27 protein-coding genes and 1 pseudogene are annotated in these 26,928 nt (G+C 68.9%); 3 read left to right on the forward strand and 25 right to left on the reverse strand.

Features of this window, described 5'->3' with window-relative positions; genetic code table 11:
* Positions 1-26: 26 nt before the first annotated feature.
* From hydA to ACFYXH_RS29790, 6 genes are all read right to left on the reverse strand, one after another.
* Positions 27-1,433, reverse strand: coding sequence for a dihydropyrimidinase (gene hydA / locus ACFYXH_RS29765; RefSeq protein ID WP_389569228.1), 1,407 nt, complete (start codon positions 1,431-1,433; stop codon positions 27-29).
* A 52-nt stretch (positions 1,434-1,485) separates the two neighbouring features.
* Positions 1,486-2,766 (reverse strand): aspartate aminotransferase family protein, encoded by a 1,281-nt coding sequence (locus tag ACFYXH_RS29770; RefSeq protein WP_389569231.1) that lies wholly within the window; start codon positions 2,764-2,766, stop codon positions 1,486-1,488.
* Complete coding sequence (locus ACFYXH_RS29775; protein WP_389569234.1) at positions 2,763-3,605, reverse strand: nitrilase-related carbon-nitrogen hydrolase; 843 nt, start codon at positions 3,603-3,605, stop codon at positions 2,763-2,765. The genes ACFYXH_RS29770 and ACFYXH_RS29775 overlap by 4 nt, the downstream gene beginning before the upstream one ends.
* Before the next feature lie 158 nt (positions 3,606-3,763).
* Complete coding sequence (locus tag ACFYXH_RS29780; protein WP_389569237.1) at positions 3,764-5,656, reverse strand: hypothetical protein; 1,893 nt, start codon at positions 5,654-5,656, stop codon at positions 3,764-3,766.
* 84 nt (positions 5,657-5,740) lie between these two features.
* The gene (locus tag ACFYXH_RS29785; protein ID WP_389569240.1) at positions 5,741-6,121 is read right to left on the reverse strand and encodes a PPOX class F420-dependent oxidoreductase; all 381 of its coding nucleotides are present in this window, start codon (positions 6,119-6,121) and stop codon (positions 5,741-5,743) included.
* 52 nt (positions 6,122-6,173) lie between these two features.
* The gene (locus ACFYXH_RS29790) at positions 6,174-6,428 is read right to left on the reverse strand and encodes a helix-turn-helix transcriptional regulator (RefSeq protein WP_327326913.1); all 255 of its coding nucleotides are present in this window, start codon (positions 6,426-6,428) and stop codon (positions 6,174-6,176) included.
* Between the two features lie 55 nt (positions 6,429-6,483).
* Here ACFYXH_RS29790 and map point away from each other — a divergent pair, with 55 nt between their 5' ends.
* Positions 6,484-7,251, forward strand: coding sequence for a type I methionyl aminopeptidase (gene map / locus ACFYXH_RS29795; protein ID WP_389569243.1), 768 nt, complete (start codon positions 6,484-6,486; stop codon positions 7,249-7,251).
* Positions 7,252-7,310: 59 nt separating this feature from the next.
* Here map and ACFYXH_RS29800 read toward each other — a convergent pair whose 3' ends face one another.
* The gene (locus ACFYXH_RS29800) at positions 7,311-8,021 is read right to left on the reverse strand and encodes a glycoside hydrolase family 75 protein (protein WP_389569246.1); all 711 of its coding nucleotides are present in this window, start codon (positions 8,019-8,021) and stop codon (positions 7,311-7,313) included.
* Positions 8,022-8,169: 148 nt separating this feature from the next.
* On the reverse strand, positions 8,170-9,987 hold the full coding sequence (gene ggt, locus ACFYXH_RS29805) for a gamma-glutamyltransferase (RefSeq protein ID WP_389569249.1): 1,818 nt from the start codon (positions 9,985-9,987) through the stop codon (positions 8,170-8,172).
* Positions 9,988-10,091: 104 nt separating this feature from the next.
* Here ggt and ACFYXH_RS29810 point away from each other — a divergent pair, with 104 nt between their 5' ends.
* The gene (locus tag ACFYXH_RS29810; RefSeq protein WP_389569251.1) at positions 10,092-10,835 is read left to right on the forward strand and encodes a hypothetical protein; all 744 of its coding nucleotides are present in this window, start codon (positions 10,092-10,094) and stop codon (positions 10,833-10,835) included.
* On the opposite strand, the gene ACFYXH_RS29815 is transcribed toward ACFYXH_RS29810, so the two are convergent.
* The 5 genes and pseudogenes from ACFYXH_RS29815 to ACFYXH_RS29835 all read right to left on the reverse strand — a co-directional run.
* Positions 10,832-12,097, reverse strand: coding sequence for a cytochrome P450 (locus ACFYXH_RS29815; RefSeq protein ID WP_389569254.1), 1,266 nt, complete (start codon positions 12,095-12,097; stop codon positions 10,832-10,834). The two genes, ACFYXH_RS29810 and ACFYXH_RS29815, sit on opposite strands and share 4 nt — an antisense overlap.
* Positions 12,098-12,116: 19 nt before the next feature.
* Positions 12,117-12,893, reverse strand: coding sequence for an alpha/beta fold hydrolase (locus ACFYXH_RS29820; RefSeq protein ID WP_389569258.1), 777 nt, complete (start codon positions 12,891-12,893; stop codon positions 12,117-12,119).
* A gap of 88 nt (positions 12,894-12,981) precedes the next feature.
* Positions 12,982-13,539 (reverse strand): hypothetical protein, encoded by a 558-nt coding sequence (locus tag ACFYXH_RS29825; protein WP_389569260.1) that lies wholly within the window; start codon positions 13,537-13,539, stop codon positions 12,982-12,984.
* Between the two features lie 148 nt (positions 13,540-13,687).
* The gene (murJ, locus tag ACFYXH_RS29830) at positions 13,688-15,328 is read right to left on the reverse strand and encodes a murein biosynthesis integral membrane protein MurJ (protein WP_389569262.1); all 1,641 of its coding nucleotides are present in this window, start codon (positions 15,326-15,328) and stop codon (positions 13,688-13,690) included.
* Positions 15,325-15,614 (reverse strand): annotated as a pseudogene (locus ACFYXH_RS29835) (peptidoglycan bridge formation protein FemAB); the annotation flags it as partial. The pseudogene ACFYXH_RS29835 and the gene murJ, both read right to left, overlap by 4 nt.
* A 114-nt stretch (positions 15,615-15,728) precedes the next feature.
* Between ACFYXH_RS29835 and ACFYXH_RS29840 the strand changes: the two are divergent.
* Positions 15,729-17,330, forward strand: coding sequence for a CocE/NonD family hydrolase (locus ACFYXH_RS29840; protein ID WP_389569265.1), 1,602 nt, complete (start codon positions 15,729-15,731; stop codon positions 17,328-17,330).
* A gap of 36 nt (positions 17,331-17,366) precedes the next feature.
* Here ACFYXH_RS29840 and ACFYXH_RS29845 read toward each other — a convergent pair whose 3' ends face one another.
* From ACFYXH_RS29845 to ACFYXH_RS29900, 12 genes are all read right to left on the reverse strand, one after another.
* Complete coding sequence (locus ACFYXH_RS29845; RefSeq protein ID WP_389569268.1) at positions 17,367-18,224, reverse strand: amino acid ABC transporter permease; 858 nt, start codon at positions 18,222-18,224, stop codon at positions 17,367-17,369.
* On the reverse strand, positions 18,221-18,865 hold the full coding sequence (locus ACFYXH_RS29850; RefSeq protein ID WP_327326902.1) for an amino acid ABC transporter permease: 645 nt from the start codon (positions 18,863-18,865) through the stop codon (positions 18,221-18,223). Before ACFYXH_RS29850 ends, ACFYXH_RS29845 begins: the two co-directional genes overlap by 4 nt.
* Before the next feature lie 7 nt (positions 18,866-18,872).
* Positions 18,873-19,778, reverse strand: coding sequence for a glutamate ABC transporter substrate-binding protein (locus ACFYXH_RS29855; RefSeq protein WP_389569272.1), 906 nt, complete (start codon positions 19,776-19,778; stop codon positions 18,873-18,875).
* Between the two features lie 32 nt (positions 19,779-19,810).
* Positions 19,811-20,554, reverse strand: a complete 744-nt coding sequence (locus ACFYXH_RS29860) for an amino acid ABC transporter ATP-binding protein (protein WP_389569274.1) — start codon at positions 20,552-20,554, stop codon at positions 19,811-19,813.
* A 152-nt stretch (positions 20,555-20,706) separates the two neighbouring features.
* A complete protein-coding gene (locus ACFYXH_RS29865) occupies positions 20,707-21,159 on the reverse strand; it encodes a DUF6278 family protein (RefSeq protein WP_327326899.1) in 453 nt (150 codons plus the stop codon).
* A 58-nt stretch (positions 21,160-21,217) separates the two neighbouring features.
* On the reverse strand, positions 21,218-21,997 hold the full coding sequence (locus ACFYXH_RS29870) for an exodeoxyribonuclease III (RefSeq protein ID WP_389569276.1): 780 nt from the start codon (positions 21,995-21,997) through the stop codon (positions 21,218-21,220).
* A 74-nt stretch (positions 21,998-22,071) separates the two neighbouring features.
* Entirely contained in the window at positions 22,072-22,704 is a 633-nt protein-coding gene (locus ACFYXH_RS29875) for an MBL fold metallo-hydrolase (protein WP_389569279.1), read from the reverse strand.
* 13 nt (positions 22,705-22,717) lie between these two features.
* A complete protein-coding gene (gene pcaC / locus ACFYXH_RS29880; RefSeq protein WP_389569281.1) occupies positions 22,718-23,998 on the reverse strand; it encodes a 4-carboxymuconolactone decarboxylase in 1,281 nt (426 codons plus the stop codon).
* A gap of 171 nt (positions 23,999-24,169) precedes the next feature.
* A complete protein-coding gene (locus ACFYXH_RS29885) occupies positions 24,170-25,375 on the reverse strand; it encodes a tyrosine-type recombinase/integrase (protein ID WP_389569284.1) in 1,206 nt (401 codons plus the stop codon).
* Positions 25,376-25,548: 173 nt separating this feature from the next.
* On the reverse strand, positions 25,549-25,728 hold the full coding sequence (locus tag ACFYXH_RS29890) for a hypothetical protein (RefSeq protein ID WP_389569287.1): 180 nt from the start codon (positions 25,726-25,728) through the stop codon (positions 25,549-25,551).
* A gap of 408 nt (positions 25,729-26,136) precedes the next feature.
* Positions 26,137-26,607, reverse strand: coding sequence for a hypothetical protein (locus tag ACFYXH_RS29895; protein WP_389569290.1), 471 nt, complete (start codon positions 26,605-26,607; stop codon positions 26,137-26,139).
* A 37-nt stretch (positions 26,608-26,644) separates the two neighbouring features.
* A partial coding sequence (locus ACFYXH_RS29900; protein ID WP_389569292.1) for a transposase occupies positions 26,645-26,928 on the reverse strand: 284 nt, incomplete at its 5' end.

Consider the following 26,928-nt stretch of genomic DNA (forward strand, 5'->3'; position numbering starts at 1 on the left):
CTGGACGAGGTGCGTGGATGAAGTGGCTAGCTGAGGTACTGGCAGGTGCCGCGCGGGGTGTACTGGCCGTGTCCCGCCCGGCCGGTGAACTCCCGCCCGTCGATGACCACTTCGCCGCGCGACAGCACGGTCTCCACCTGGCCGGTGACCCGCTTGCCCTCGTACGCGGAGTAGTCGACGTTCATGTGGTGGGTCTCGGCCGAGAGGGTCTGTTCGGCGTGCGGGTCGTAGATGACGACGTCGGCGTCGGCGCCGGGAGCGATGGTGCCCTTCTTCGGATAGAGGCCGAACATCCGGGCCGGTGTCGCGCAGGCGATCTCGATCCAGCGGCGACGGGTGAGGTGTCCGTCGACGACCGCCTGGTGGAGCAGATCCATCCGGTTCTCCACGCCCGGCAGCCCGTTGGGGATCTTGGAGAAATCGCCGCGGCCGAGTTCCTTCTGGCCCTCGAAACAGAACGGGCAGTGGTCGGTGGAGACGACCTGCAGGTCATTGGTCCGCAGCCCGCGCCAGAGCGCGGCCTGGTGCTCGCGCGGCCGCAGCGGCGTGGAGCAGACATACTTCGCGCCTTCGAAGTCCGGCTCGGCGAGGTTGTCGGTGGACAGGAAGAGGTACTGCGGACAGGTCTCGCCGAAGACATTCAGCCCCTTGTCGCGGGCGGCCACCAGCTCGGCGACGGCTTCCTCGGCCGACACATGGACGACGTACAGCGGAGCTCCCGCGACCCGCGCCAGCTGGATGGCGCGGTGCGTGGCCTCGGCCTCCAGCAGGACCTTGCGCACCTCGCCGTGGTAGCGCGGATCGGTGCGGCCCTCGGCCAGCGCCTGCTCCACCAGGACGTCGATGGCGATGCCGTTCTCGGCATGCATCATGATCAGCCCGCCGTTGGTGGCGGAGCGCTGCATGGCGCGCAGGATCTGGCCGTCGTCGCTGTAGAAGACGCCGGGGTAGGCCATGAAGAGCTTGAAGGAGGTGATGCCCTCCTCCACCAGCTTGTCCATCTCCTTCAGCGACGACTCATTGACGTCGGAGAGGATCATGTGGAAGCCGTAGTCGATGGCGCACTTGGCGTCGGCCTTGGCGTACCAGGCGTCCAGGCCTTCGCGCAGGGCGCGGCCGACCGACTGCACCGCGAAGTCGATGATGGTGGTGGTGCCGCCCCAGGCCGCGGCCCGCGTCCCGGTCTCGAAGGTGTCGGAGGCGTGCGTGCCGCCGAAGGGCAGTTCCATATGAGTGTGGGCGTCGACGCCGCCCGGAATGACGTACTTGTTCGTCGCGTCGATGGTGCGGCCGACGGTCCAGGCCTCGGACACGGCGGAGCCATGGGCGGCGAGGGCCGCGATCCGGCCGTCCTCGATCAGTACGTCCGCGTGGATCTCGTCCGCGGCGGTGATGACCAGACCGCCGCGGATCAGGGTGCGGGTGCTGCTCATGCTGGTGCGCTCCCTCTCGTACGCTGAACTGGAGGATGAACTGAGTCCTCGACTAGACGCTGTGCAGGGCCCGTTCGAGGATCGAGGCGCCCTCTTCCGCCTCCGCGACGGTCAGCGACAGCGGCGGGGCGATGCGCAGGACGCTGGTGTTGTGGCCGCCGCCCTTGCCGATCAGCAGCCCGCCCTCGCGAGCCGCCTCCAGGACGGCCGAGGCCGCCTCGGGGTTCGCCTCGTCCGTGCCGGGCTTGACCAGCTCGACGCCGATCATCAGGCCTCGGCCGCGTACTTCCCGTACGGACGCGGCACTCGCTCCGATGGCCCGCAGCCGCTCGATCAGCAGACCGCCGACGCGGCGGGCGTTGCCCTGGAGGTCGTGCTCCAGGAGATACGAGAGGTTGGCGGCGCCGGCCGCCATGGTGACCGGGGAGCCGCCGAAGGTCGAAATGGAGTTGGCGTCGAGGGAGTTCATGATCTCGGCGCGGGCGACGACCCCGCCGATGGACATGCCGTTGCCGATGCCCTTGGCAAAGGTGAGCATGTCCGGCGGCCCGTTCTCAGCGTGCGCCTGCCAGCCCCAGAAGTGCTCGCCCGTGCGACCCCAACCTGTCTGCACCTCGTCGGAGATCCACAGGATGCCGTGCCGGTCGAGGACCTCGCGGAAGGCCGCGTACAGACCGTCGGGCGGCGAGGTGAAACCGCCGACGCCCTGGATGGGCTCGGCGATCAGCGCGGCGACGCCGCGGGTCTGCCCGAGCAGATCCTCGAGGTCGGCGACGCATTCCTCGATGAACTGCGCGTCGGACAACCGGGCGTAGGGGCCGCGGGTGCGGACGCCGCCGTGCACGTACAGCGTCTGCAGCGGGGAGAGGCTGGTGGGCGACCAGCTGCGGTTGCCGGTGATGGAGACCGCGGAGAAGGACCGGCCGTGGTAGCTGTTGCGCATGGCCAGGATCTGGTTGGAGCGGCGGTATGCGGTCGCGAGCAGCAGGGCTGTGTCATTGGCCTCGGTGCCCGAGGTGGTGAAGAAGACCCGCGCGTCGGGGATGCCGGAGAGGGTCGCGACCCGCTCGGCAAGCTCGACCATCGGGCGGTTGAGATAGAGCGTGGAGGAGTGGATGATCCGCCCGGCCTGCTCGCTCACCGCCTTGGTGACCTCGGGGAGAGCGTGAGCGGTCATGGTGGTGAGGATGCCGCCGAAGAAGTCGAGGTAGCGGTTGCCGTTCGCGTCCCAGACGTGGCGGCCCTCGCCGTGCGTGATCTCGATCGGCTGCTGGTAGTAGAGGGCGACCCAGTCGGGGATGACGGCCTTGTGGCGGTCGTGCAGGTTGGTCACGGCTGCACCAGCCCGTCGTAGGCGTCCGGGCGACGGTCCCGGTAGAACGCCCACTGCTGTCGTACGACATCGATCAGGTCGAAGTCGAGGTCCCGTACGAGCAGCTCCTCCTCCTTGTCGCTGGCGACCTCACCGACGAACTGGCCTCGTGGATCGACGAAGTAGCTGGTGCCGTAGAAGTCGTTGTCGCCGTACTCTTCCTGGCCGACGCGGTTGATGGCGGCGATGTAGTACTCGTTGGCGACGGCGGACGCGGGCTGCTCCAGCTGCCAGAGGTACCCGGAGAGCCCGCGCGAGGTGGCGGACGGGTTGTAGACCAACTGAGCACCGTTCAGGCCCAGTTGACGCCAGCCCTCCGGGAAGTGACGGTCGTAGCAGATGTACACCCCGACCCTGCCGACCGCCGTGTCGAAAACCGGCCAGCCCAGATTCCCCGGCTTGAAGTAGTACTTCTCCCAGAAGCCCTTGACCTGCGGAATGTGGTGCTTGCGGTACTTGCCGAGATAGGAGCCGTCGGCGTCGATCACAGCGGCGGTGTTGTAGTAGAAGCCGGCGCCCTCGATCTCGAAGACCGGGACCACGATCACCATGCCGGTCTCGCGGGCGAGCTCCTGCATCCGGCGGACGGTCGGGCCGTCCGGGACGGGCTCGGCCCAACGATAGTGCTCCGGCTCCTGGACCTGGCAGAAGTACGGCGCGTTGAAGACCTCTTGGAAACCGATGATCTTGGCGCCCTGGCGGGCCGCCTCGCGGGCGTGTTCCTCATGTTTGGCAATCATGGATTCGGTGTCGCCGGTCCAGGTCGCCTGGACGAGTGCGGCGCGTACGACATTGGCCATGAGTTGCTCCTTCGACGGCGCGTCAGAGAGCTTCTACGCACGTAGATGCGGTGCGTAGGAGGAGAACGTAAGCCCCGTCACACGGCGGGGCAAGACCATCGTCGTTAACCCGCAGAGTCGATCATGTTTCACACCCGAGCGGTCCACTCCGAACCGCTTCAGCCGCTGAGGTGACCCGCTACGCGCAGCGCGTGGACGAGATCGCGCTCATGCGCCGCGGACTGGGCGCGTGCGGCATCGAGCAGCTGCGGCACAAGGCGGCGCGGATCCCGTTCGGCGATTCTGGCCGTGTCCTCGGCGGTGTGCACCTGTACGTAGGCGGTCAGCAAAGCCCTTGCCTCCGCATTCCGGCTCTCGTCCTCAAGGGCGAGTACGGCGGCGGCGATGTCGTCGGCGGGGCGGGCCACGCCCTGGCGCAGCAGCTGTCGGCTGTCCTCGGTCCGGCCGGCGGCGGCGAGTGCTCCGGCGGCCGACGCGAGCCGCAGGGCGGGCTGCGAGGCGGCCTCCCACAGCAGGGTGGCCCAGTCGGCGTCGAGGCCGGCGCGGTGCAGTTCGGCCGCCAGGAGGGGCAGCCAGGAGGCGGGCCGGACGGCGGCCTCGCAGATCAAGGCATGCGCCTCACCACTCAGCCCCTGGGCCCGGAGCCGGCTGAGCGCGGCAACGGTCTCCCGCGCGGCCCTGCGCGCGCCGTCCGATGCGGCGGGGGCGGCGGGGGTTTCCTGACTGGGTGCGGCGCCGCCGTATCTGGCACCGCGCGGCACGTCGTCGGTGACGGGCAGCACGGGCACGGCGGCGATCTCGTCCCCGCTCCCCTCGACGCCGGCGAACCGGGCGCCCCCACGGGGCCGCCGTTTCTTGGCGGAACGGGTCTCGGGCTGAGCGGGCGGGGCGACCAGGGGGTCGGGCTGCACCTCGCTGCGGGTGCCGGCGGGCGCCACTGGACCGGGAGGGGTTGGACCGAACGCGGTCGGACGGGGCGACGCCGGGTCGCCGGGCTCGGCCGCGGCGGGCTCCGGCCGGAACCAGTCGTCGGGCAACGAGGGCCTGCCCGGCCGGCGAGTGGCATCGCTGTCCGGACGGGAGTACGCGTCGTACGCCGGGTCCGCACCCGGTCGTTCCCGGAGGGCGTCCCAGCCGTCGGCGACGGCCGCCCGGGCCTCGGCCGTGGTGGGCCGTTCGTACCGCCGAGCGAAGCCGGACCAGTCGTCCGCCTCCCGGCCGTGCTCCGCTCCACCGCCCGGTCCGTGCGGCCTGCCCGGTCCGTTCGGCTCGCCCTGTCCGTCCGCCGGGCGCGCGGGTCCGCCGAACACCGGGGCAGATCCGGGCCCCTCGGCCGTCTCATGGCCCCACCGGGGCCGGCCGTCCGCAGGGGCGGCGGGCGCATACCCGTCCGGCGCGGTGGACGTCTCCTGGTCCGCGGCCCACCCCACGCCCGAGCGCGCGCGTCCCTCCTGCACCCATGCCGACCCGGGGCCCGCCGAGGTGTCCGCCCGGCTGTACCAGCTGTCCGGCAGCACGGACGTCTCCTCGTCCGTGCCGAGCCCGTCAGGTACCGCCGCAAGCCGGCTCCGCAGCTCCCTCACCCGGGCGGTCGCCCTCGCGTGGTCGTCACGTGTCCAGGCCAGTTCGTTGGCGAGTTGCTCCGACGCCGGTGTGCCCTCCGGTTCCCCGGCCAGGCGCCGCACCAGCTCTTCCGCCCGGCCCGTCGCGTACACCTGCTCGCGGCGCATCAGTTCGAGCCGTTCCGCCAGCGCCTCGCGGCCGCCCGGCTGCCGGTCGTGCACCGCCGCCGAGGCCGTGTGGAGCCGTCTCGCGCGCACGGTTTCGGGCTCGGCGGACTGCGCCCCGCGCCCCGTCGCGAGGTCCTGGAGCAGCGACTCCACCACGTCCCAGGGCGGGATCTCGACACCGTCCAGGCAGGCCCGCATCCCCTCGGGGTCCCGCTGGCAGAAGATCCCGTACCAGCCGTCACCCGGGTCGAGCAGCGCGGTCAGATCTCTCAAGTACCGCGCGAACGTCCCGGCCTCTACCGGAAGTTGATGCACCGTCATCGCCGCCCCTGCGCCACTGCCCGAAAGCATCCGGTCCGGAGGCATTCGACCGCAGTCGTGTTACGGCTCTGCTACGGACAGTTTTCAGATGGTCACCGCGATGCCGGTGTGCGGCCGCTTCCCGCGTCGCACGATCGTCGCGGGCCAGTCGACCAGCCAGAACTGCCAGGTGTACTTGCGGGCGAGGAGTTTACGGATCGCGCCCATCGCGTCCCCCTCCAGCAGCCGCGCCGTGCCCTCCGCGCTCGGGGCGCCGTCCGCGATCCGGCCGCGTACGTCGCAAACCGTGACGACGACGCGGCTGTTGTTGCGCAGGCGCTTGACCTTCCAGGAGTCGGAGCGGGTCCAGAAGAAGATCTCACCGCCGTCCACCGCAAACCACACGGGTGTGGCGACGCCCGTCCCGTTCTTGCGGAACGTGGTCACGCTGATGTACTTGGCTTCGGCGAAGTCCTCGGGAGTCACGACGCGAGAGTACGCCGCGCCGGGGTCCGAGGCGTGCGCCAGGGGGTCCGGTTCAGGCGGCGGGCGCCAGCGCGCAGCTTGCGACCAGTTCGTCCATGGACAGGCCGAGGACCGCGGCGAGTGCCGCGACGGTGAAGAAGGCGGGGGTCGGGGCGCGACCCGTCTCGATCTTGCGCAGAGTCTCGGCGGACAGTCCGGCGGCCGCGGCCACTTCCACCATGCTGCGGTCGCCGCGCGCCGTGCGCAGCAACCGGCCGAGCCGTTCGCCGCGTTCACGCTCTTCGGGAGTGAGAGGAGTGCGCACCATGGCGTTATTCTAATGCCGGTATTAAAATACCGGAAGGACCGGTATAGTAATTGGCATGGTGGAGATCAAAACCGATACATCGATCGACGCGATGCGGGAGGCCGGCCGCATCGTGGCCCAGGCACTGACGGCGGTCCGGGAGGCCGCGGCCGTCGGCATCAGCCTCCGCGATCTCGACCGGGCCGCCCGCGCGGTCCTGGGTGAAGCCGGCGCCGCGTCGCCCTTCCTCGACTACCGCCCCGAGTGGGCACCGACCCCCTTCCCCGCCGTCATCTGCGCCTCCGTCAACGACGCGATCGTGCACGGCATCCCCGGCGACTACCGGCTGCGCGACGGAGACCTGGTGAGCATCGACTGCGGCGCGATCCACGGCGGCTGGGTGGGCGACGCGGCCGTCAGCTTCACCGTCGGCCGCGCCCGCGCCGAGGACACGAAGCTGATCCGTACCGCCGAGGAGGCGCTGGCGGCGGGCATCGCGGCGGCCGTCGTCGGCAACCGCATCGGCGACATCGCCCATGCCGTCGGCCGGGTGTGCCGGAAGGCCGGGTACGGGATCCCGGACGGCTTCGGCGGCCATGGTGTGGGCCGCCATATGCACGAGGACCCGGGCGTCCCCAACGAGGGACGCCCGGGCCGGGGAATGCCTCTGCGGCACGGCATGGTGCTGGCGATCGAGCCGATGGTGATCGGCGGCGGCACCGACAACCACTACACGGCACGCGACGGCTGGACGGTGCGCACCGCGGACGGCAGCCGTGCCTCCCACGCGGAGCACACGGTGGCCATCACGGACGACGGCCCGCGCATCCTGACCGCGCTCTAGAGCGGGTTCTGGAAGTCCCGCCGAGCAGGCCCGCCCGACCACCCCGCCCCACCATCCGCCTAGTTGTCCTGCAGGAACTTCTCGGCGAGGGAGTCACCGAGGCTCACCGCGGCACTGTGGCTCTCGATCGGAGAGACCTTGGAGTTCTTGAACAGGATGTACGTGACACCGGACTCGGCACCGCCGGTCTCCGGGTCCGGGTCGATGCCCAGCGCCTTGGCAGTGGCGTAGGACGCCTCGCCGATGATCTTGTTGGGGCCGGTGTCCCCGACGACGGCGTACTCCACCTTGTCGTTGTAGATGACGGCGACGACACCGCCGCCCTTGATCCCGGCGCTCGAGTAGTTCCAGATGCCGCTGCTGCTCGGCACGACGACATACGGCAGCTTCTCGGCGTTCAGCGGTTTGCCGTTGGACTGATGGAAGGCCGTGTCGTCCTGGAACCAGGGGTCGGTGTCGGCATTGCACTTGCTGGTGACCTGGCCGTCGCAGTCGACGTCCATGTCAGCCTTCCAGAACACGGCTCCGTTCTTCCCGCAGACCGGAATGTTCGCCGAAGTCTCGGTGTCCGACTTGTACTTGCCGTTGGAGATCTGCGAACAGTTCTTCACCTTGGCCAACAGGTCGGCCGCGCTGACCGAACCTTCCTTCACGCCGGCGGCCTTCGGAACGGCGGCATGCTGCGCCGAGTGGGCGGTGGCAGGCAGCGCCGCGGCCGCGAGGAGGGCGACGCCGGAAGCAGCGGCCAGCGCGAGCGTACGAGTGCGCATGGGGGATGGCCTTTCTGTTAGGAAAGTTTCCTTACCCGTTCGCGACCAAATGTGAGCCCTCTGCATGACCGCGTCAACCCCTGGCAGCACAACGCCCGCGACCCGACCGACCATTGAGGCCGGGGCCGCGGGCGTTCGCCTTTTTCGGTCAGCCGCCGGACTGAGTACCGCTCGGGTGGACGACCATCGCGGAGCCACCGCCCCGCCGTACCTTCTCGGCAGCCGCGAGCCACCGCCCGTCGGGCAGCCGCTCGATGCCCGTCGCCGCGCCGATCTCCGGGTTCTGCCGGAAGGCATGGCCGATTGCCTCCAGCTCGGCGCGGAGCGGGCTGTTCCACAGCGCCGGTTCGAGCTCCGTCGTCGCCTGGTTGCGCTGGCTCGCGCGTGGCGCCGCGATCGCGTCGACCAGCGGCAGACCCCGGTCCAGACGGCCCGTGAGCGTCTGCAGCACCGTGGTGATGATCGTCGCGCCGCCCGGGGAACCCACCGCAAGCACCGGACGGCCGTGGTCGAGCACGATCGTCGGAGAGATGGACGAGCGCGGACGCTTGCCCGGGCCCGGCAGATTCGGGTCGTGGACGGCCGGGTCGGCCGGAGCGAAGGAGAAGTCGGTCAGCTCGTTGTTGAGCAGGAAACCGCGCCCCGGCACGGTGATTCCGCTGCCACCCGTCGACTCGATCGTCAGGGTGTACGCGACGACATTGCCCCACTTGTCGGCGGCGGTCAGATGGGTGGTGTTCTCGCCCTCGTATGTGGTGGGGGCGGCCGTTCCCGACGACCCGCACGCCGCGGGCCTGCGCGGGTCACCCGGCGCCAGCGGGCTGGTGAGCACCGCGTTGTCCTTGATCAGGCATCCGCGCGAGTCCGCGAACCGCTGCGACAGCAGCTCCTTCGTCGGTACGTCCTCGAAGGCCGGGTCACCGACCCACCGCCCGCGGTCCGCGAACGCGATCCGGCTCGCCTCGATGAAGCGGTGCAGATACTGCGCCTGCGTGGCCTTCGAAAGGTCGCTCCGCTCCAGGATGTTGAGCGCCTCACCGACGCTCGTACCGCCCGACGAGGAGGGCGCCATGCTGTACACATCAAGACCCCGGTAGCCGACCTTGGTCGGAGCCCGGCGCTCCGTCTCGTACGACTTCAGATCCTCGGCCGTCAGATCGCCGGACCGCACGACCCGCGCCGCGCCCGGGGCCACCGGAGGCTTGCGCACCGTACGGACGATGTCCTGGGCCAGCTCACCGCGGTAGAGGGTGCCGACGCCCTTGCGTCCCAGTTCCTTGTACGTACGCGCCAGATCGGGGTTCTTGAAGACCGAGCCGACCACCGGCAGTTTCCCGCCCGGCAGGAAGAGCTTCGCCGTGTCCGGGAAGTCCGCGAAGCGCGCCTGGTTGGCCTCGGTCTGCGAGCGGAAGGTGGCGTCCACGGTGAAGCCGTCCTTCGCCAGCCGCTCGGCGGGCCGCAGCAGTTGCCGCAGCGGCCTGCTGCCCCAGGCGTCCAGCGCGGTGTCCCAGGTCGCCGGGGTGCCCGGTGTGCCGACGCCGCGACCGCTCGTCATGCCCTCCTCGAACGGGATCGGCTTGCCGTTCTCGAGGAAGAGAGAGGCGTCCGCGGACCGGGGCGCGGTCTCGCGGCCGTCGATGGTCTGGACCGTACGGGATGTGGCGTCGTAGTAGACGAAGAAGCCGCCACCGCCTATGCCCGCGGAGTACGGCTCCGTGACGCCGAGGGCGGCCGCGGTGGCCACTGCCGCGTCCACGGCGTTGCCGCCGTGCCGCAGCACCTCTATGCCGGCGGCCGAGGCATCCGCGTCGACGCTCGCGACGGCGCCGCCGTAGCCGGCCGCCACGGGCGTCTTGACCGGGGGCGTTACCGGCGGCGAGTGGCTCGGCGGCGCCGCGGCGCCGATCGAGACCACGGCCGCGGCAACGGCCAGAACCGACACATTCCGTGCGGTAGAGCGACGCATCCGTACCTCCAGTCAACGTACGTCCGCGCAGCGTAACTTTACCGCGACCGCCCCGTCAGGCCCGTCTCGAACAATGGTCCGCAAGACCGCTAGCATGCGCGCCCATGAATGACGACGTACGCAATATCGTGCTCGGCGTGATGGCCGCCGGGGTCAGCGCCACACTCGGCTGGCTCACCCGCACGTACCTCTGGCGGCGCAGACTCCACCGCAAGCAGGCCTTCTTCGGGCTGCCGGGGAATTCCGAGTCCCTGCTCGTTGTCAACCGCGAGGCCGGCCGCGACGGGTCCGTGCACCGCTTCGACGTCTTCGCGCTGCTCGAGCTCTCCGCGCTGATCAAGGACTGCGGTTCGCATGCCCAGATCATCTGGCACGACATAGCCCAGCAGGGCTTCGGCGAGCGTACGGAATTCTGTGTGGGCGGCCCCTTCTCCAATCGCCGGATGGCCGCGCATCTGCAGTCGCTGCTCCCCGGTGTGAAGGTCAACACGGACCCTGAGCCGGGCCCCGACCAGGGCTCCTTCCAGATCGGCCCGGAGCGCTACCGCATGGAGCCGGGCGTCGCCGAGTACGTCATGCTGGCGCGGCTCACGGCGGGGCAGGACGCGCGGCCCGTCTTTCTCTTCTGCGGCCAGCGCGCGATCACCAACCAGGCGGCCACCCGCTATCTGGCCCGCAACCACGAGAAGCTCGCCCGCAAGCACGGCGGGAACTCCTTCTGCCTGCTGCTCAAGGTCGTCAACTCCCAGGCGTACGGCCCCGATGTGGTGGAGCTGGTCGCCGATGTGACCCGGACGGCGCAGACGCCCGCCCCGGCCACGCGCAACTCCCACCGCGCCGCAAGCTAGGCCACGGTCAGCGGCAGCGACTTGATGCCGTTGATGAAGTTGGACACCAGTCGGCGCGGCGGGCCCGCGGTCGTCAATGGCGGCAGCACATCCAGCGCCTCCTCGTGCAGAACGCGCAGCTGAAGCCGGGCGAAGTGGGCGCCGAGACAGACATGCGGGCCGTCACCGAAGGAGACGTGCGGATTCGGGGAACGGGAGAGGTCGAGCCCGTGCGGGGCCTCGAAGACACGCTCGTCGTAGTTGGCGGAGGCATGGAAGACGACGACCTTGTCGCCCTTGCGGATCTGCTGCCCGGCGAGGCGGGTGTCCCGGGTGGCGGTGCGGCGGAAGCTGAGGACGGGCGGCTGGCGGCGCAGCAGTTCGTCGACGGCGCTGTCCGGAGCCACCTCTCCGGCCCGCAGCCTGCGCTGCTCGTCCGGGTGCTCCGCCAGCGTCAGGAAGCCGCCGGGAGCTGCGCTGCGAACGGTGTCGTTGCCCGCCACCGTGAGCAGGAAGAAGAACATCTCCAGCTCGGCGTCGGAGAGTTCCGACTCCGCGAGCGACGTCATGACGTCGTCTGCAGGCCGGCGCCGTTTGTACGCGGCGAGCTGCTGGGCGTAGCTGAACATCTCCTGGAGCATGGCGGGTGAGCGCGGGTTGACGGGCGTGCCGTCGGGTCCGAGCACCGGCGGCTCGTCCGGGTCCTGGTAGGCGATGACGCGCTCGGTCCACTTCAGCAGCAGTCCCCGGTCGCTCTCCGGGACGCCCAGCAGATCGGAGAGGTTGAGCAGGGCGTAATCGTCGGTGACGGCGCTGACCAGGTCGATGACAGGGCCCATGTCCCGTGCCACGGTGAGGAGTTGACGAGCCCGGATCCGGGCCGCTCCGGTGAAGCGGTCGATACGTCCCGGCGTGAAGGCGCGGCTCACCAGCCGCCGCAGCCGCCCGTGGTCCGACGGGGTCTCCCCCGCGAAGCGAGGGGAAGGGTCCTGGTTGAGCATCATGCGGCGGATGAACGGCAGATCGGCCGGGTCGGGGTCGCGGATCTGAGTGGCGCCGAGGTGGGACGAGAAGGTCCCGGCGTCCTTGAGGACCCGCACGACGTCCGCGTGGCGGGTGACCGCCCAGAAGCCGGGTCCGGCGGGCCAGCCGAGGACCTCGTACTCCTCCTGCCAGACCACGGGGTGGTGGTCGCGCAGCTCGCGGAAGGCGTCGTGCGGCAGCCCGGCGGCGTAGATCCGCGGATCGAAGACATCCGGCACGGTCCGGTCGGGCCTTGTCATACGGGCATTGTCATACGTCTCATACGCGGCCGTCCGCCCGAAGGAAGTCCTCGACCGTACGGATGAGCTGGAGCGGGGTCTCGTCCATCGCGTGGTGTCCGGCGCAGGCCAGCTCGGCCAGCTTCGCGCGTGCGTAACACCGCAGCCAGGTGCGGCGCATGAAGTCCGCGCTGATCGCCGGGTCGAGGGCCCCGGTCACCGCGAGCGCCGGCGTCGTCGAGCCCGCCACCTCGTCATGGAAGTCCTCCTCCGCCCAGGAGTCGAGCCAGGCACGGAAGGCGTCGGGGTCGCTGCGGTCCACGGACCGGTCGACCATCCGGTCCAGCCAGGCGTCCGGCCGCACCGACCCGGTGGTGAAGTCGATGATGGCGCGCCGGCTCTCCGGCTTCGTGGCCGCGGAGGCGAACAGCTCCCACTGCTCCGGCGGCATGTGCAGCCCGCTCGCGGGCACCGGCGAGATCCCGACCAGCCGCCGTACCCGGTGCGGGGCCGCGGCCAGGACGCGCTGGACGACCGATCCGCCCATCGAGTGCCCGATGAGCGAGAAGGAGTCCCAGCCGAGCCGGTCGGCGAGCGCGAGGATGTCGGCGGCGCCCTCTGTGGTGGTGTACGCGCCGGGGGCTTCCCGCGCCTCGCCGTAGCCTCGCAGATCGACGAAGACATAGGTGAAATTGTGCCGGTCGAGGTCCGGCAGCATCGCGGCATAGTCGGCACGGTCGGCGAGCCAGCCGTGCACGGCGATGATCCGGTGCGGGCCCGATCCGTACAGTGAATGGGGCAGGAGGAAAGGGGCCACGGCTGCTCCGATCGCCGAAAGAGGCCTACACCACTACGGTGGTGTCAACTGCCCCGCCAGGCAAGGGCGGAGAGAGGCTTGTGGAGGCCTACTGGCGCGTTTCGTCCGTCACCGTGAGCCCCACCGGCGCATACTGCCTGATGGCGTCCAGCAGTTCGGCCGGATCCAGCTCGAATACCAGTGTCTCGAAACAGAGCCCTTGGCCGCTCGCCGTACTGTCAGGGGCGGGAGCGAGTCTGCGGTACGCGGCGCGCAGCCGACAGGTCCGCGGCAGTTTGCCGACCGGCGCGCGACAGCCGACGACGACGTACTGCGGCAGTGCGGTCACCCGCGAGATGCCGGACCAGGGCACTGTTCTGGCCGGCCAGACCGGCAGCCGCACGGTCAGCCCGGCCGCGTCGGCACTCACCCGCAGCGGCCGCACCAGATGGCCCACGCAGCTGACCGCGAGGACGGCGATCGGCACCCCAATCACCGACATGGCGATCCCGCCGGCCGTCCCATTGGGACCGTCGACGATCGCCCCGGCGGCGATGGCCCAGACGACGGCCAGCACGAGCGCCGCGACGGGCACCCACTCGACCTGCCGTCGCAACCGGAGGGTCACCAGCGCCGCCGGCGGGGTGTCGCCCTTTGGATTCTCCACACCGAGAGCTTGGGACGTCCGCCACGGGAACACCAGAGGTCGGCTGAATTCCGCTCAGCCGGTGGCGAGCGAGCAGCGCTCCGGCCCGAAGGAACCGACGGTGCCGGTGGCGGTCACCTCAGTGTGCCTTCCGGCGATTCGGCGTGGTTCAGCGGCGCAGGCGCCGACGGGCGCCGGTCAGCAGTGCGGTGATTCCGGTGAGGCCCAGCGGACGCGCGAGCAGCGCGACGACCGCGACCAGCGTCAGCGTCCCGGCGCCCGCCGCCGCGAAGTCCCCGGCAGCGTCGGCGAACCGGGCCGCCGCGTATCCGAGCGCGCCCGCCGGCAGGCAGGCGAGCAGCAGCCGTCCGTGCATCCTCAGGCCGGGCGAGCGCAGCAGCGCGGGCCGGCCGCCGGTCGCGAGTCTGCGGTTCAGGGTGTACGCGGTGACGGCGAAGCCCGCGAAGAGCGCGACCGAGTACGCCCCGGCCATTCCGGTCACCGCCCAGCGCGCGGGCAGCAGCAGATAAGCGACCACGGAGAGTCCGGCGTTGAGCCCGACGATCACCAGGTTGAGGAAGAAGGGGGTGCGGGTGTCGGAGAGCGCGTAGAAGCCGCGCGAGAGCACGTACTGGCCTGAGAAGGCGATCAGTCCGGGCGCGAACGCCATCAGCATCCCGGCCATCACCGCGATGTCGTCCGGCCCGGTCCTGCCGTACCCGTAGACGCTCCCCATCACCCACGGCGCCAGCGCGAACATGGCACAGGCCGCCGGGACCACGACCGCCGCGCTGGAGCCGAGCGCATACGAGACATCGCGCCGGACGGCCGGGAGATCGCTGTCGGCCGCGGCCCGGCTCATCCGCGGCAGCAGCGCGGTGACGAGGGAGACGGTGACGATGCCCTGCGGAACGGCCCACAGCACATAGGCATTGGTGTACGCCGTGTACCCGGCCCCGCCCGCGAGTCCCGCCTCCACCGCGTGCTTCGCGGTGGACGTCGACAGCCGGGTCACCACCCAGTACGCGAACTGGTTGGTCAGTACGAGCAGCAACAGCCAGCCGGCCGACCGCAGCGGCCGGGTGAGCCCGCTGCCGCGCCAGTCGAAGCGCGGCCGCCAGCGGAATCCGGCCGCGCGCAGCGAGGGGATCAGCGCGAGCGCCTGGACGACGATGCCGGCCGTGGTGCCCCAGCCGAGCAGCCGGGCCTCGGACTGGCCGAGTGTGCCGCCGCTGCCGGCCGCGACCCCGAGGTACAGCCCGAACACCCCTATGACGACCAGGTTGTTGAGAACAGGCGTCCACATCATCGCGCCGAAGCGGCTGCGGGCGTTGAGTACTTGCCCGAGCAGGGTGAAGAGACCGTAGAAGAGGATCTGTGGCAGGCAGTAGCGGGCGAGGGCCACGGTGAGACCCGCCTGCGCGCCCGTGTAGTCGGTGTAGAAGGCGACGAGCGACGGCGCGGCGAGGACGGCCGCCGCCGTGATGAGCAGTAGTGCGACGGTGCAGGCGGTCAGCAGCCGGTCGGTGTACGCGGCTCCACCGTCCTCGTGTTCCTTGGCGGCCCGGACCAGTTCGGGAACGAAGACCGCGTTGAGCGCTCCGCCGATGAGCAGGGTGTAGAGGACGTTCGGGACGGTGTTGGCGACCGTGTAGCCGTCGGCGAGGAGTCCGGTGCCAAGGGCCGCGACGACGACGGCGGACCGTATGAATCCGGTGGCCCGGGAGACGATGGAACCGGCGGCCATCGCCGCGCCGCTGCGCAGTACGGACGCGGGCCGCGCGGCCGGCGCCTCGACGGTGGCCGTCATCGGCGGGCCGGACACGCCTGGAAGGCGCGGTACAGCGCGTTGTCGGTGGCTCCGCCCACTGGTCTCTCCCACTCGCCGAGGGTCTCGACGACCTGGCCTCCGGTACCGAGCCTGCAGCGCGCCGGCCCGGAAAGACGATCATCGTCGTCAAGGGTGGAGGGTACCCCTCGCATGTCGTGGTCGTCGGTGCCGAGGTCGTGCGCACCGCACATCATCAGCCACTGCAGGGCGTGTTGGGGTGAACCTCGCGGCGATGGCCGGCGCAGGCGCCGGACTCCACTCCCACTGACACGACGTCCAATAATCGTTACCCTCGCGTAACTTACCGAGTAGTTACCTCAAGTAAGTCCCCCAGGTTACCGTCGGGTCACTTTGCATTGACACGAGTGAGGAGTGACCCGTGGGACAGTCGCGCAAGGCTCTGCGCACGACCGCGATCGGTACGGTCTCCGTGGCGCTTCTCGCCGGACCGGCCGTAGGGGCGGCCGCCGGGGTGGCGCCCGCCGCCCGGACGGCCGGTGTTCAGGCCCAATCCGCCGCCCCGGACGTACAGTTCGTCGACATCGAGGGTGATGGCGGCACCGTACTCAAGGCCAATGTGGTTACGCCCGCCGACGCTGACGGCACACGGAAATACCCCGTGATCGTGCTGCCCACGAGCTGGGGCCTGCCCCAGATCGAATACCTCGCCCAGGCCAAGCAGCTCGCCGACTCGGGCTATGTCGTGGTGAGTTACAACGTCCGCGGCTTCTGGCAGTCCGGCGGCAAAATCGAGGTGGCCGGTCCGCCCGACATCGCGGACGTGTCCAAGGTGATCGACTGGGCGCTGGCGAACACCCCTGCCGACCCCGCCAAGGTCGGCATGGCCGGGATGTCGTACGGCGCCGGCATCTGTCTGCTGGCCGCCGGCCACGACAAGCGGATCAAGGCGGTCGCGGCGCTCAGCGGCTGGGCCGACCTCGTCGAGTCCATCTACAGCCGCCGCACCCAGCATCTGCAGGCAACGGCGATGCTCGCCGGAGCGGGGTATCTCACCGGCCGGCCGAGCGAGGAGTTCCAGCGGATCACGGCGGACTTCTTCTCCACCGACGTCAGCAAGGAACCGGGACTGATCGCCTGGGGGAAGAAGCGCTCTCCCCTCACCTATCTGGACCGGATCAACGCCAACGGCGCCGCCATCATGCTCGGCAACGCCTGGGGCGACACGATCTTCCCACCCAACCAGTACGCGGACTTCTACGAGAAGCTCACCGGCCCCAAGCGGCTGGAGTTCCGCCCCGGTGACCACGCCACGGCCGAAGGCACCGGACTGTTCGGCCTGCCCAACGACACCTGGACCAGCGCCCATCGCTGGCTCGACCACTACCTCAAGGGGGTCGACAACGGCGTCGAGCGCGAGCAGCCGGTCCGCCTCAAGTCCCGTTCCACCGGCGCGTACGAGAGCTATCCGGACTGGAAGTCGGTGGCGGCGACGGAGCGGAAGATCGACCTGGACGGCACCAAGAAGATCCACGCCAATATCGACTCGGGCGCCGACGGCGGGATCATCTTCCTCTCCAGCATCCTGGACCAGTTCGTCAAGGTGCCCCCGATGGCGTGGATCCCGCTGCTGCCGCGCCCTTTCGCCGCCGTCTGGCAGTCGGAGCGGTACGGCTCCGAACAGCGGGTGCGCGGCACCACGAAGCTGCACACCACGGTCACCGGCACCAAGGAGAGCGGCACCCTCGTCGCGTATCTCTACGACGTGGGCCCGCTCGGCCTCGGCAAGCTGGTCAGCAACGCGCCGTACACCTTCCACGGCGAGACACCCGGAAAGCCGTTCACCGTCGACCTGGAGCTGTTCTCCACCGCCTACGACGTACCGGCCGGCCACCGTCTCGCCCTGGTCGTCGACACCGTCGACCCGCTCTACATCGAGCACAACCCGTCCGGCGCGCAGCTGACCTTCTCCTCGTCCGCAGCCGACCCGTCATATCTGTCGGTCCCGCTGCACGAGAAGTGATCACCGGCTGCTGCCGGGCGGGCCATTGCCCCTGAGCTACTGCACACCCGGCAGCAGCGTCCCTGGTTCGGCCGGGGCGACATCCGCGGCCTCTGTTTTCGGGTTGCGCCGCTGTCGCCTGGCCATCCAGTTGGCGAACCAGGAGAGCAGCATGCACATCCCGATGTAGATAGGCGAGATCACCATCACCACAGGGATGAACGGCAAATCGTAGTCGAGATTCGAGGCGATGAGCTTGCCCGCGTGGAGGAACTCCTCATAGGTGATCAGATAGCCGAGCGAGGTGTCCTTCAGAGTCACCACCAGCTGGCTGATGATCGTCGGCAACATGGCGCGAACTCCCTGTGGAACCAGGACGTATGACATGACCTGGGTCTTGCGCATCCCCAGGGTGTACGCGGCCTCCCGCTGTCCGCGGTCGACCGAGTTGACGCCGGCCCGGAACACCTCGGCGAGCACCGAGCCGTTGTAGAGCGTCAGTCCGGCCACCAGCGCGGGCAGCGGCTGCACCTTCAGCGCCACGAAGATGAAGAAGATCATCACCAGTACGGGCATGGCGCGGAAGAACTCGACCACCGCGGTGGCCACCCAGCGCACCGGCCGGTGTTCGGAGAGCCGGCCGGTGGCGAGGACTCCGCCGAGGGCGAGCGAGAGCACCGCAGCGTAGGCGAAGGCCATGAGTGTGTAGCCAAGTCCGCGCAGCAGCAGCTCCTGAATGCCCTTGTACTCGAACGGAGTCCACTTGGTCGCGGTGAACTGTCCGGTGTCGAAGAGCAGATAGACGATCCAGCCGAACAGCGCCACGACCACGACGGTCGAGACGACACCGTAAGTGCGGTGGCGTTTGCGGGTGTTGGGACCCGGGATGTCGTAGAGGGCGGTGGAATCGGTCATCGGGCGACTCCATAGCGCTTCTCCAGCACATTGAACAACGCACTGATGGTCAGGGTGATGATCAGGTAGCCGACGGCGATCCAGACGAAGGTCCAGATGATGCTGTAGCCCAGTTCACTGAGGGGTTTGTAGGTGCCGAGCAGCTCGGTGACGCTGAACGCGCCGGCGATCGCGGAGTTCTTGGCGAGCGCGATGAGCGTGGAGCCGATCGGCGGGATGACGCTCCTGAATGCCTGTGGCAGGACGACGTTGTTGAGGGTCTGGCCGAAGTTCATGCCCAGGCTGCGGGCCGCCTCGCCCTGTCCTTTGTGCACGGTGTTGATGCCGGCGCGCAGTGCCTCGCAGATGAACGCGGAGGTGTAGCAGCCCAGCGCGATCACCGCGAAGAGCTCGAAGGGCAGGACGAGTCCGAAGCGCGGCAGGCCGAGCAGAACAGCGAAGAAGAGCAGCGTCAGCGGGGTGTTGCGCAGCACGGTCACCCACACCGTGCCCAGCACCCGTAGGGAGCGGACGGGCGCGATCCGGAAGGAAGCCATGATGAAGCCGAGGACCAGGGCGAGCAGCGAGGCGTAGACCGTCAGCTTGACGGTGCCGAAGAAGCCCTTGGAGTACAGGGAGAAGTTGTCGATCAGTACGTACACGGTGTCCTCAGCTCGCCGGGTAGCGGTCGATCGGTGGCGGCTGTGGGGCCGGCACTCCGGAGAGGCCGAGTGTCGCCTCGTAGGCCTTCTTCCAGTTCCCGTTCTTCTCGTTGGCCTCGAGGGCGTCGTCGATGGCGAAGCGCAGGGCGTTGTCGCTGCGCGGGACGCCGATGCCGTACGGCTCCTTGGAGAAGGGCTTGCCGACCACCTTGAGCTCTTCAGGCACCTTGGCCGCGTAGCCGGTGAGGATGGCGTCGTCGGTGGTGACGGCGTCGACCTGATAGGTCAGCAGGTTGTCCACGCAGATGGAGTAGGTGTCGTACGCTACGAGGTCGGCCTTCGGGTAGTCGGCCGCGATCCGCTGGTACGGCGTCGATCCGGCGGCCGAGCAGACGCGCTTGCCGGCCAGGTCCTGGGGGCCTTTGATGTCGTGCTCGTCGGTCCGTACGAGGAGGGACTGGCCGGCCAGGTAGTACGGGCCTGCGAAGCCGACGAGCTTCTTGCGGTTGTCGTTGATGGTGTAGGTGCCGACGTAGTAGTCGATCTGCCCGTTCTGCAGGGCGGTTTCGCGGTTCGCCGAGGCGATCGTCATGAACTGGACGGTGTTCGGGTCGAAGCCCAGTGAGGCGGAGACCATTTTGGCGATCTCGATGTCGAACCCGGTGTAGCGCCCGCTCGCCGGGTCCTTCTCGCCCAGGTAGGGCTGGTCCTCCTTGGCGCCCACGACAAGATGGCCGCGCTTTCTGGCCTTGTTCCAGGTCGGTGAGTCGGGCAGCCGAAAGCCGGTGGCCACGGTGTACCGCGGCAGCCGGTCGGTCTGCGGGCCCTTGACGGGCGGGCTCCCCTCCTTTCCGCAGGCCGCGGTGGCGGCGACGGCCAGGACGAGCGCCAGCGCCGCGAGAGCACGTCTCATACGTCTCGTACGCATCTGAGTCCTCACCCCCGTCAGTGCTTGAGGATCTTGGAGAGGAAGTCCTTGGCGCGGTTGCTCTCGGGGTTGGTGAAGAAGTCCTCCGGGGTGCGGTCCTCGACGATGCGGCCGTCCGCCATGAAGACGACGCGGTTCGCGGCGGACCGGGCGAAGCCCATCTCATGGGTGACAACGACCATGGTCATTCCGTCGCGGGCGAGCTGCTGCATGACCTCAAGCACCTCGTTGATCATCTCCGGGTCGAGGGCCGAGGTCGGCTCGTCGAAGAGCATGACCTTGGGGTCCATGGCGAGCGCGCGGGCGATGGCCACACGCTGCTGCTGACCTCCGGAGAGCTGGGCCGGGTACTTCTCGGCCTGGTCGGCGAGGCCTACGCGTTGCAGGAGTTCGCGGGAGCGCCTGTCCGCCTCCTCCTTCTTGCGGCGGCGGACCTTGACGGGCGCGAGCGAGACATTGTCCAGCACGGTCTTGTGGGCGAAGAGATTGAAGGACTGGAAGACCATGCCGACGTCGGCGCGGAGCTTGGCGAGCGCGCGGCCCTCCTCGGGCAGCGGCTGACCGTCGATGCTGATGCGACCCGACTCGATCGTCTCGAGCCGGTTGACCGTACGGCAGAGTGTTGATTTGCCGGAGCCGGAGGGGCCGATGACCACAACAACCTCACCGCGTCCGACGGTGAGATCGATGTCCTGGAGAACGTGCAACTGTCCGTAGTGCTTGTTGACGTTACGCAGCTCGATCAACGGATCGACGGCCATACGATGCCCCACCCACTCTCAGCTGTGTCGAGGTCAGCGCAAACTATCCAGCCCGATAAGAGACTTCGCACTCGACACGCATAAATGGGGCATAAGCCGTATTAAGTACGGCCGTCCATGATCGGCGCCGGGCCGGCGAGCCCGGCGCGACGTCAGGCCTCGGCCGCTTCCGCGTACACCTGGGAGAGCTCGGGCGCTCCATTGACCGCCCAGTCAAGACCCGCCTCCACCACGCCGATCTCGCGGCCGGAGACGAGCCGCACCACGGGATGGCCGGCCGGCCAGATGTGCCAGGTCGCGCCGGGGACCGTACGGACGATCACGGTGCCGAGGTAGAGACCCGCGTCGTTGCCCAGCCAGGGCAGCTCCTCCGGGTCGTCACGCCAGCGTGGAGGCAACTGGTCGAGGGCGGTCAACGAGGCCGGGGAGTCGTCCAGTTCGAGCCCGGCCTGCCCCGCTCGGACACGCAGCAGCTCACACTCGGAGAGCAGCTCGGCGATGGCCGCCGCTCTCTCCGGGTCGTTCTCGGCTCCGGCGGTGACCGCCATCTCCTCCAGGTCACCGCCGTGCCGCTTGAGCCAGTTGTCCAAGAAAGGGATGTTCATACTGCTCAGCCTCGCATCCCCGCGGCCGTACGCACCACAGGGCGCGCGTCAACCGCCGTCAGATGTCCAGATCGACAACAACAGGTGCGTGGTCCGAGGCACCCTTGCCCTTGCGCTGCTCGCGGTCGACATAGCTGTCCTTGACCGCCTTGGTGAAGGGTTCGTTGCCGTAGACCAGGTCGATACGCATGCCCTTGTTCTTGGGGAAGCGCAGCTCGCGGTAGTCCCAGTAGGTGTACGGACGGTCGTACTTCAGCGGGCGGGGCATCACATCGGACAGCCCGGCCTCTCGCAGCGCGGCGAGCGCCGCACGCTCGGCCGGGGTGACATGCGTGGCGCCCTCGAAGAGCGCAGGGTCCCAGACGTCCTCGTCGGTCGGTGCGACATTGAAGTCGCCGAGGACCGCGAACGGGCGCCCGCCCGCCGCGTCCTCGGCCACCGAGGCCTTCAGCGCCTCCAGCCAGCGCAGCTTGTAGGCGTAGTGGTCGTGGGCGATCTCTCGGCCGTTGGGCACATAGACCGACCAGACGCGGACGCCGTCGCAGGTCGCGGAGATCGCCCGCGGCTCCTGCGCACCCCCGTAGTCCGGTCCGCCGGGCAGGCCCTTGACGACCTCGTCCAGGCCGACCCGGGAGACCAGGGCCACTCCGTTCCACCTGCCGTTGGCGTTGACCGCGGAGTCGTAGCCGAGCTCTCGCAGCTCGTCGGCGGGGAACTGCTCCTCGGTGCACTTGGTCTCCTGGATGCACAGCACGTCCGTGCCGGTGCTCTCCAGCCAGGCCAGCAGCCGGGGCAGCCGAGCGGTGATCGAGTTGACGTTCCAGGTGGCGATGCGCATGCCCGACAGCCTATCCGGGGGGTCTGACAGTGAGCGGTGCGGCGGTCAGGGGGTGGCAGTCAGGGTTGTGGCTGTCACAGATCGGTCGCCTCGCCCGGGACCAGCCGGCCGTGCTCCGCGCCGCCCAGGGCGCCGATCTGGTTGTCGTAGATGGGCCGCGCGAGATCGGTGAGCAGCGCGTCGTGGATGTCGATGGCGCGCTGCGGCTTCACTTCGCGTACGTAGTCGATGACCTCGGAGATCTTGTTCCAGGGGGCCTGTACCGGGATCATCAGCGTCTCGACCGGGTGGTCCGGGACGGTGAGCGCGTCGCCGGGGTGGAAGACCGAACCGTCCACCAGGAAGCCGACATTGGTGATCCGCGGGATGTCCGGGTGGATCACCGCGTGCAGCTCGCCGTGGACCTGTACGTCGAAGCCGGCCGCGCTGAAGGTGTCGCCGTGGCCGACCGTGTGAACGCGGCCCGGGAAGGCCGCCGAGATCTTCTCGGCGACGCTCCGCAGGGTCCAGATCCCGGCTGCCGGGTTCGCCTCGAGGGCGGCGCGCAGCCGGTCCTCGTTGAAGTGGTCGAGGTGCTCATGGGTGACCAGGATGACGTCCGCGCCGATGGCCGCGTCCTGTTCGCTGAAGGTGCCGGGATCGATGACGAGCGTCTGCCCGTCCTTCTCGAGCCGGATGCAGGCATGCGTCTTCTTCGTGAGCCTCATGCTCCCCATCCTGCTACGCCTTGGGGGTGGTCTCCTGCTGGATCACGGCCTGGGCCACCTTGAAGGCGGAATTCGCCGCGGGGACGCCGCAGTACACGGCCGCGTGGATCAGGACTTCCCGGATCTCGGCGGGGGTCAGTCCGTTGCGCAGCGCGGCGCGGGTGTGGAAGGCCAGCTCGTCCAGATGTCCGCCCGCGACCAGTGCGGTCAGCGTCACCACGCTGCGGGTGCGTCTGTCCAGGCCCTCGCGGGTCCAGACCTCGCCCCAGGCGTAGCGGGTGATCAGCTCCTGGAAGTCGCCCGTGAAGTCGTCGGCCTCGGCCGTCGCCCGGTCCACATGCGCGTCGCCGAGAACCTCGCGGCGCACCTTCATCCCGGCGATATACGGGTCGGGGCGCCCTGTCCGCACGGCCTGCGGCTGCTCGGGCGAGGCCGCGGCGATCTCGGCCACGGGCGCCACGGGTGCGGAGATCGCGGGCCCGACCGGCGGCGCCGGAATGGCCGACAGCGTGTCCTGCCACGCCGTGGAGAAGTGGCGTTCGAGCAGATCGGTGACGGCGGCGGGCTGCTCGACGGGGGCGAGGTGGGAGGCACCCGGGACCAGCGCGAGCCGGGCATCCGGAATCCCGGCGACCAGCGTGCGGGCCTCCGCGGGCCCGGTGACCTGGTCCTCGGAGCCGACCAGGACCAGCGTGGGGACGCCGACGAGGCCGAGTTCGCCGCGGACGTCGAAGGCCGCGAGCGCCTCGCAGGCGGCGATGTAGCAGCCGGGGTCGGTGGTGCGGACCATCTGGACGGCCCACTCGACGATCGCGGGCTGGGCGGAGGCGAAGCCCTGGGTGAACCAGCGCTCGGGCGCGGTGCGCGCCATCGGGTCCAGGCCATTGGTGCGGACGATCACGCCACGCTGGCGGAACTCGTCGGCGGTACCGAACCGGGGCGAGGCGGCGACCAGTGCGAGGGAGGCCACCCGCTGCGGTTGGCGCAGTGCCAGTTCGATGCCGATCGCGCCGCCGATGGAGCAGCCCGCGTAACCGAAGCGCTGGATGCCCAGCTCGTCAAGGGTCGCGAGCAGCCGGTCGGCGAGCTCGGCGACGGCGGTGGCGGGATGGGCGGGCGCGCCGCCGTGGCCGGGCAGGTCGAACCGGAACACCCGCCACCGGCGGGAGAGCTCGGCAATCTGCCGGTCCCACATGTGCCATGTGGTACCCAGTGAGGGACCCAAGATCAGGACAGGAGCGTCTTCTGGCCCGTCAAAGCGGTATTGCAGGGTGTTCATCGGTGTCTCACTCACCCGCCTGACCCTCTCATCTGTCACGAGATGTCACATCGCCGGGGTGTCCCGCTCCGGCGCTGCCGGACCTGCCGATGAGAGTGATCCACAACCAGCAGTCGGACTCCGAACCCACCTCAATCCTGCTGGCCATACGGCTCGGCAAGTCGCTCGGCTGGTAGTCCGCATGGCTCACGCTTGCCCCTCCTCCGCAACTCCGTGCAGGCCATCCCAAGTGGTGGCGGCTCCGCGAAGATCCTCTACATCCGGCTTGACGTACCACCGCTTGGTCGTCTTGATATTTGTATGCCCGGCCCATCGCGCGAGGATGTGATCCGGGACACCGTTGTTGGCCAAGAAGGTGAAGCACGACGAGCGAGCATCGTAGAGCCTGACGCGACGGAGCCCGAGAAGCTCCATAAGCCGGTACGCGCGCCGGCGAAGTTGCTTGATCGTGAAGGCATCGCCCGCCTCGTGCACCAGCACATAGCCGGACACCGTGTACGCCTCCCCCAGAGCGAGCCTCTCCTCGGCATGGAGAGCCCGGAATGCTTTGAGGGCGCCCAGCACCAGAGCTGGCAGCGGCAGATCCCGCTCACCCGCGAGAGACTTGGTGTCCTTCTCCACCACGTACCGGTTACCCATCATCGTGCGCGTGTTGGCAATAACGATCGTGGCGTTCTCCAAGTCAACGTCTTCCCACCGGAGGCCGCAGACTTCAGCTGGACGAAGCCCCATCAGCGAAAGAAGGAGCGCAGCATAGAGACGCTCATCCCTAATACCATGGATGAACTTCTGAACCTCCTGGACGTTCCAGGGCGGCACCTCCTCTTTCCCCTTCCGCTCTTCCTTGCGCGCCCTCCGGGGAATTGCCACGTGGGCAGCAACATTGACGTACAACAATCGCCGGGTAACGGCTCTCCCCAGCGCTTCCTTCAGCCGAGCGAGGCTCATATCCACACTCGTGACACTGAGCGACGTTCCGGCCCTTTTGCCACGTACACGGCCATGCGCCAGCGCCCAGTCCCTCCACTCTTCCACGTGCTCTTCAGTAAGGTCCTGGAGGCGGATATTGCCGAGCCTCCCACGAACTCGGTCAAGGCTAATCCTGTAGTTGTAGATGGTGGTTTCTTCGAGGTCTTCCGCCTTCATGGCCAGCCATCGATCGAGCCACTCGTTCACGGTGATCTTGTTGGGCGGCACAAGCGACCCCTCATGCCGCCGATTAGTTATGTTCGCGTACTCAGCCCTAGCTTCCTTCAAGGAGTCGAAGGTGCGCCTCAACTGCTTACGCTTCCCAGTTTCGGGGTCGATTCCTACGTCGACAACAAATCGGTATCTAACCTTCCCCTTCGAGTTCGGCGGAAGCTTCTTGATGGGATCGGGCAGAACACTCACTCTCCTCGAACAGGCGGACATTTCTTCACAACGCCGCCTAGGCAAACTGGCGGCACCATCCGCTACGGCTCCACCGCCAAGCACAGCCGCGTGCGAACTCCCGCAATGGTCTGCACGATCCCCGGTTTCGGTAACCGGGGATCGTGGCCTATATTCCGCCCCGCATTCGGGCGCTACGACGTCAGTCGGTAGGACCTGAGCGCGGGGTGCACGTCGTCTTCGACCAGGGCCACGAGCCCGTCCTCGGTGAGTCGGCCGAGGTTACGGGTCACGACGCGTTCGGGGGCACCGACGGCTTGGGCGATGCCACGGGTCTCAGCACCTGGGTGGGCCGCGACGTGTGCGAGCACCATCAGGTCTTGGCGGTACCCGCGTTGGGTCAGATCCTCGCCGAACAGGCCGGCCGCGCAGACGACGCAGAGGCGCAGGGCTGTGGATAGGGCGTCTTCGTCCGGCTTTCGTCTGGGCGGTCCATGCGTTGATGGCGCCGAGCGCGAGGAGGATCGGTGCGGTGACGCGGACGGATCGAAGTGCGGATTTCGGCAGGTAAGCCTCCTTGGTAGGGGCCATGGCACAGAAAGACACGGGGTGGGGAGAGGTCAGCATCCTCGCCATCCCGAACGTCTCTGACCTGGTGTTTTCCGGGGAGCTTGTACGTTGACATGGTCCCCGGGGTGGTTCCAGTCCCTTGGGGCTCTTTCTCGTCTGCCGTGGGCGAATGCCCTGCCGACGCCCCGCGTGAGACGTGCGCCGCCCCGGACCTATCCGGGCGGGAGGAGCGTGCCGGCGCCCCCGCCGCGAAGGCTCTGCGCGACCTCGTCGACCACGGCCTGGTCGCCTCCGGTCGGCTGAGCGAATTTGACGTTCACCGCCGTGCCGCCCTCGGGGGCGAACACGGAGGCGATGACGTGCACTTGGGTGCCGGCGTCGTCGTACGCGGCGTGCGCGGAGCAGTCGGTGTGGCAGTCACCTCCCAGCGCCCCGAGAACGCCCAGCTCGATGCGTAGCGGGCGCTGGGCGGCGGGGACGTTGGTGAGCTCCAGGAGCTGGACAGTAATCGAGTCGCCGGCACGGTGTTCGGCGATTACGAACCCGGCACCTGTGGCGGCAGGAAAGCATCGGTGAGACGTACCGGGCGTGTCGTACCCCCCCCCAATTACCTTCTTGGTGGCCCTGCAATGGGGCGCCCGGCCTACGGAGTTGGCATGACTTTCTCCCCCTGTCGAACGCATGGCAATGCCGTGACTCTGTTGGTGATCTTGTGTGGGGTCATGCGGTGGCTGTGCACAGCGCGTGAAAGCGTGTAGTGCGGCGGCGGGTTCTGGGGGTGCTGGATATCCAGTCGGAGAGCCGGGTGACGTTGCAGGCCATCGCGGTGAGAACGTGTTGGACGTGGGTACGGGCCAGTCCGTGGTAGCGGGATCGGCGCAGGCCGTGGGCTCGGACGTTCTGGGAGATGGTGGCCTCGATGCCGGCGCGGATTGCGTAGCGGCGCTGCCATTGCTCGGTGCGCTGGTCGAGCCGGTTATGTATCTGGATCTCGTGCAGCGGCC

This window comes from Streptomyces sp. NPDC002730 (assembly GCF_042888805.1).
Classification (GTDB): domain Bacteria; phylum Actinomycetota; class Actinomycetes; order Streptomycetales; family Streptomycetaceae; genus Streptomyces.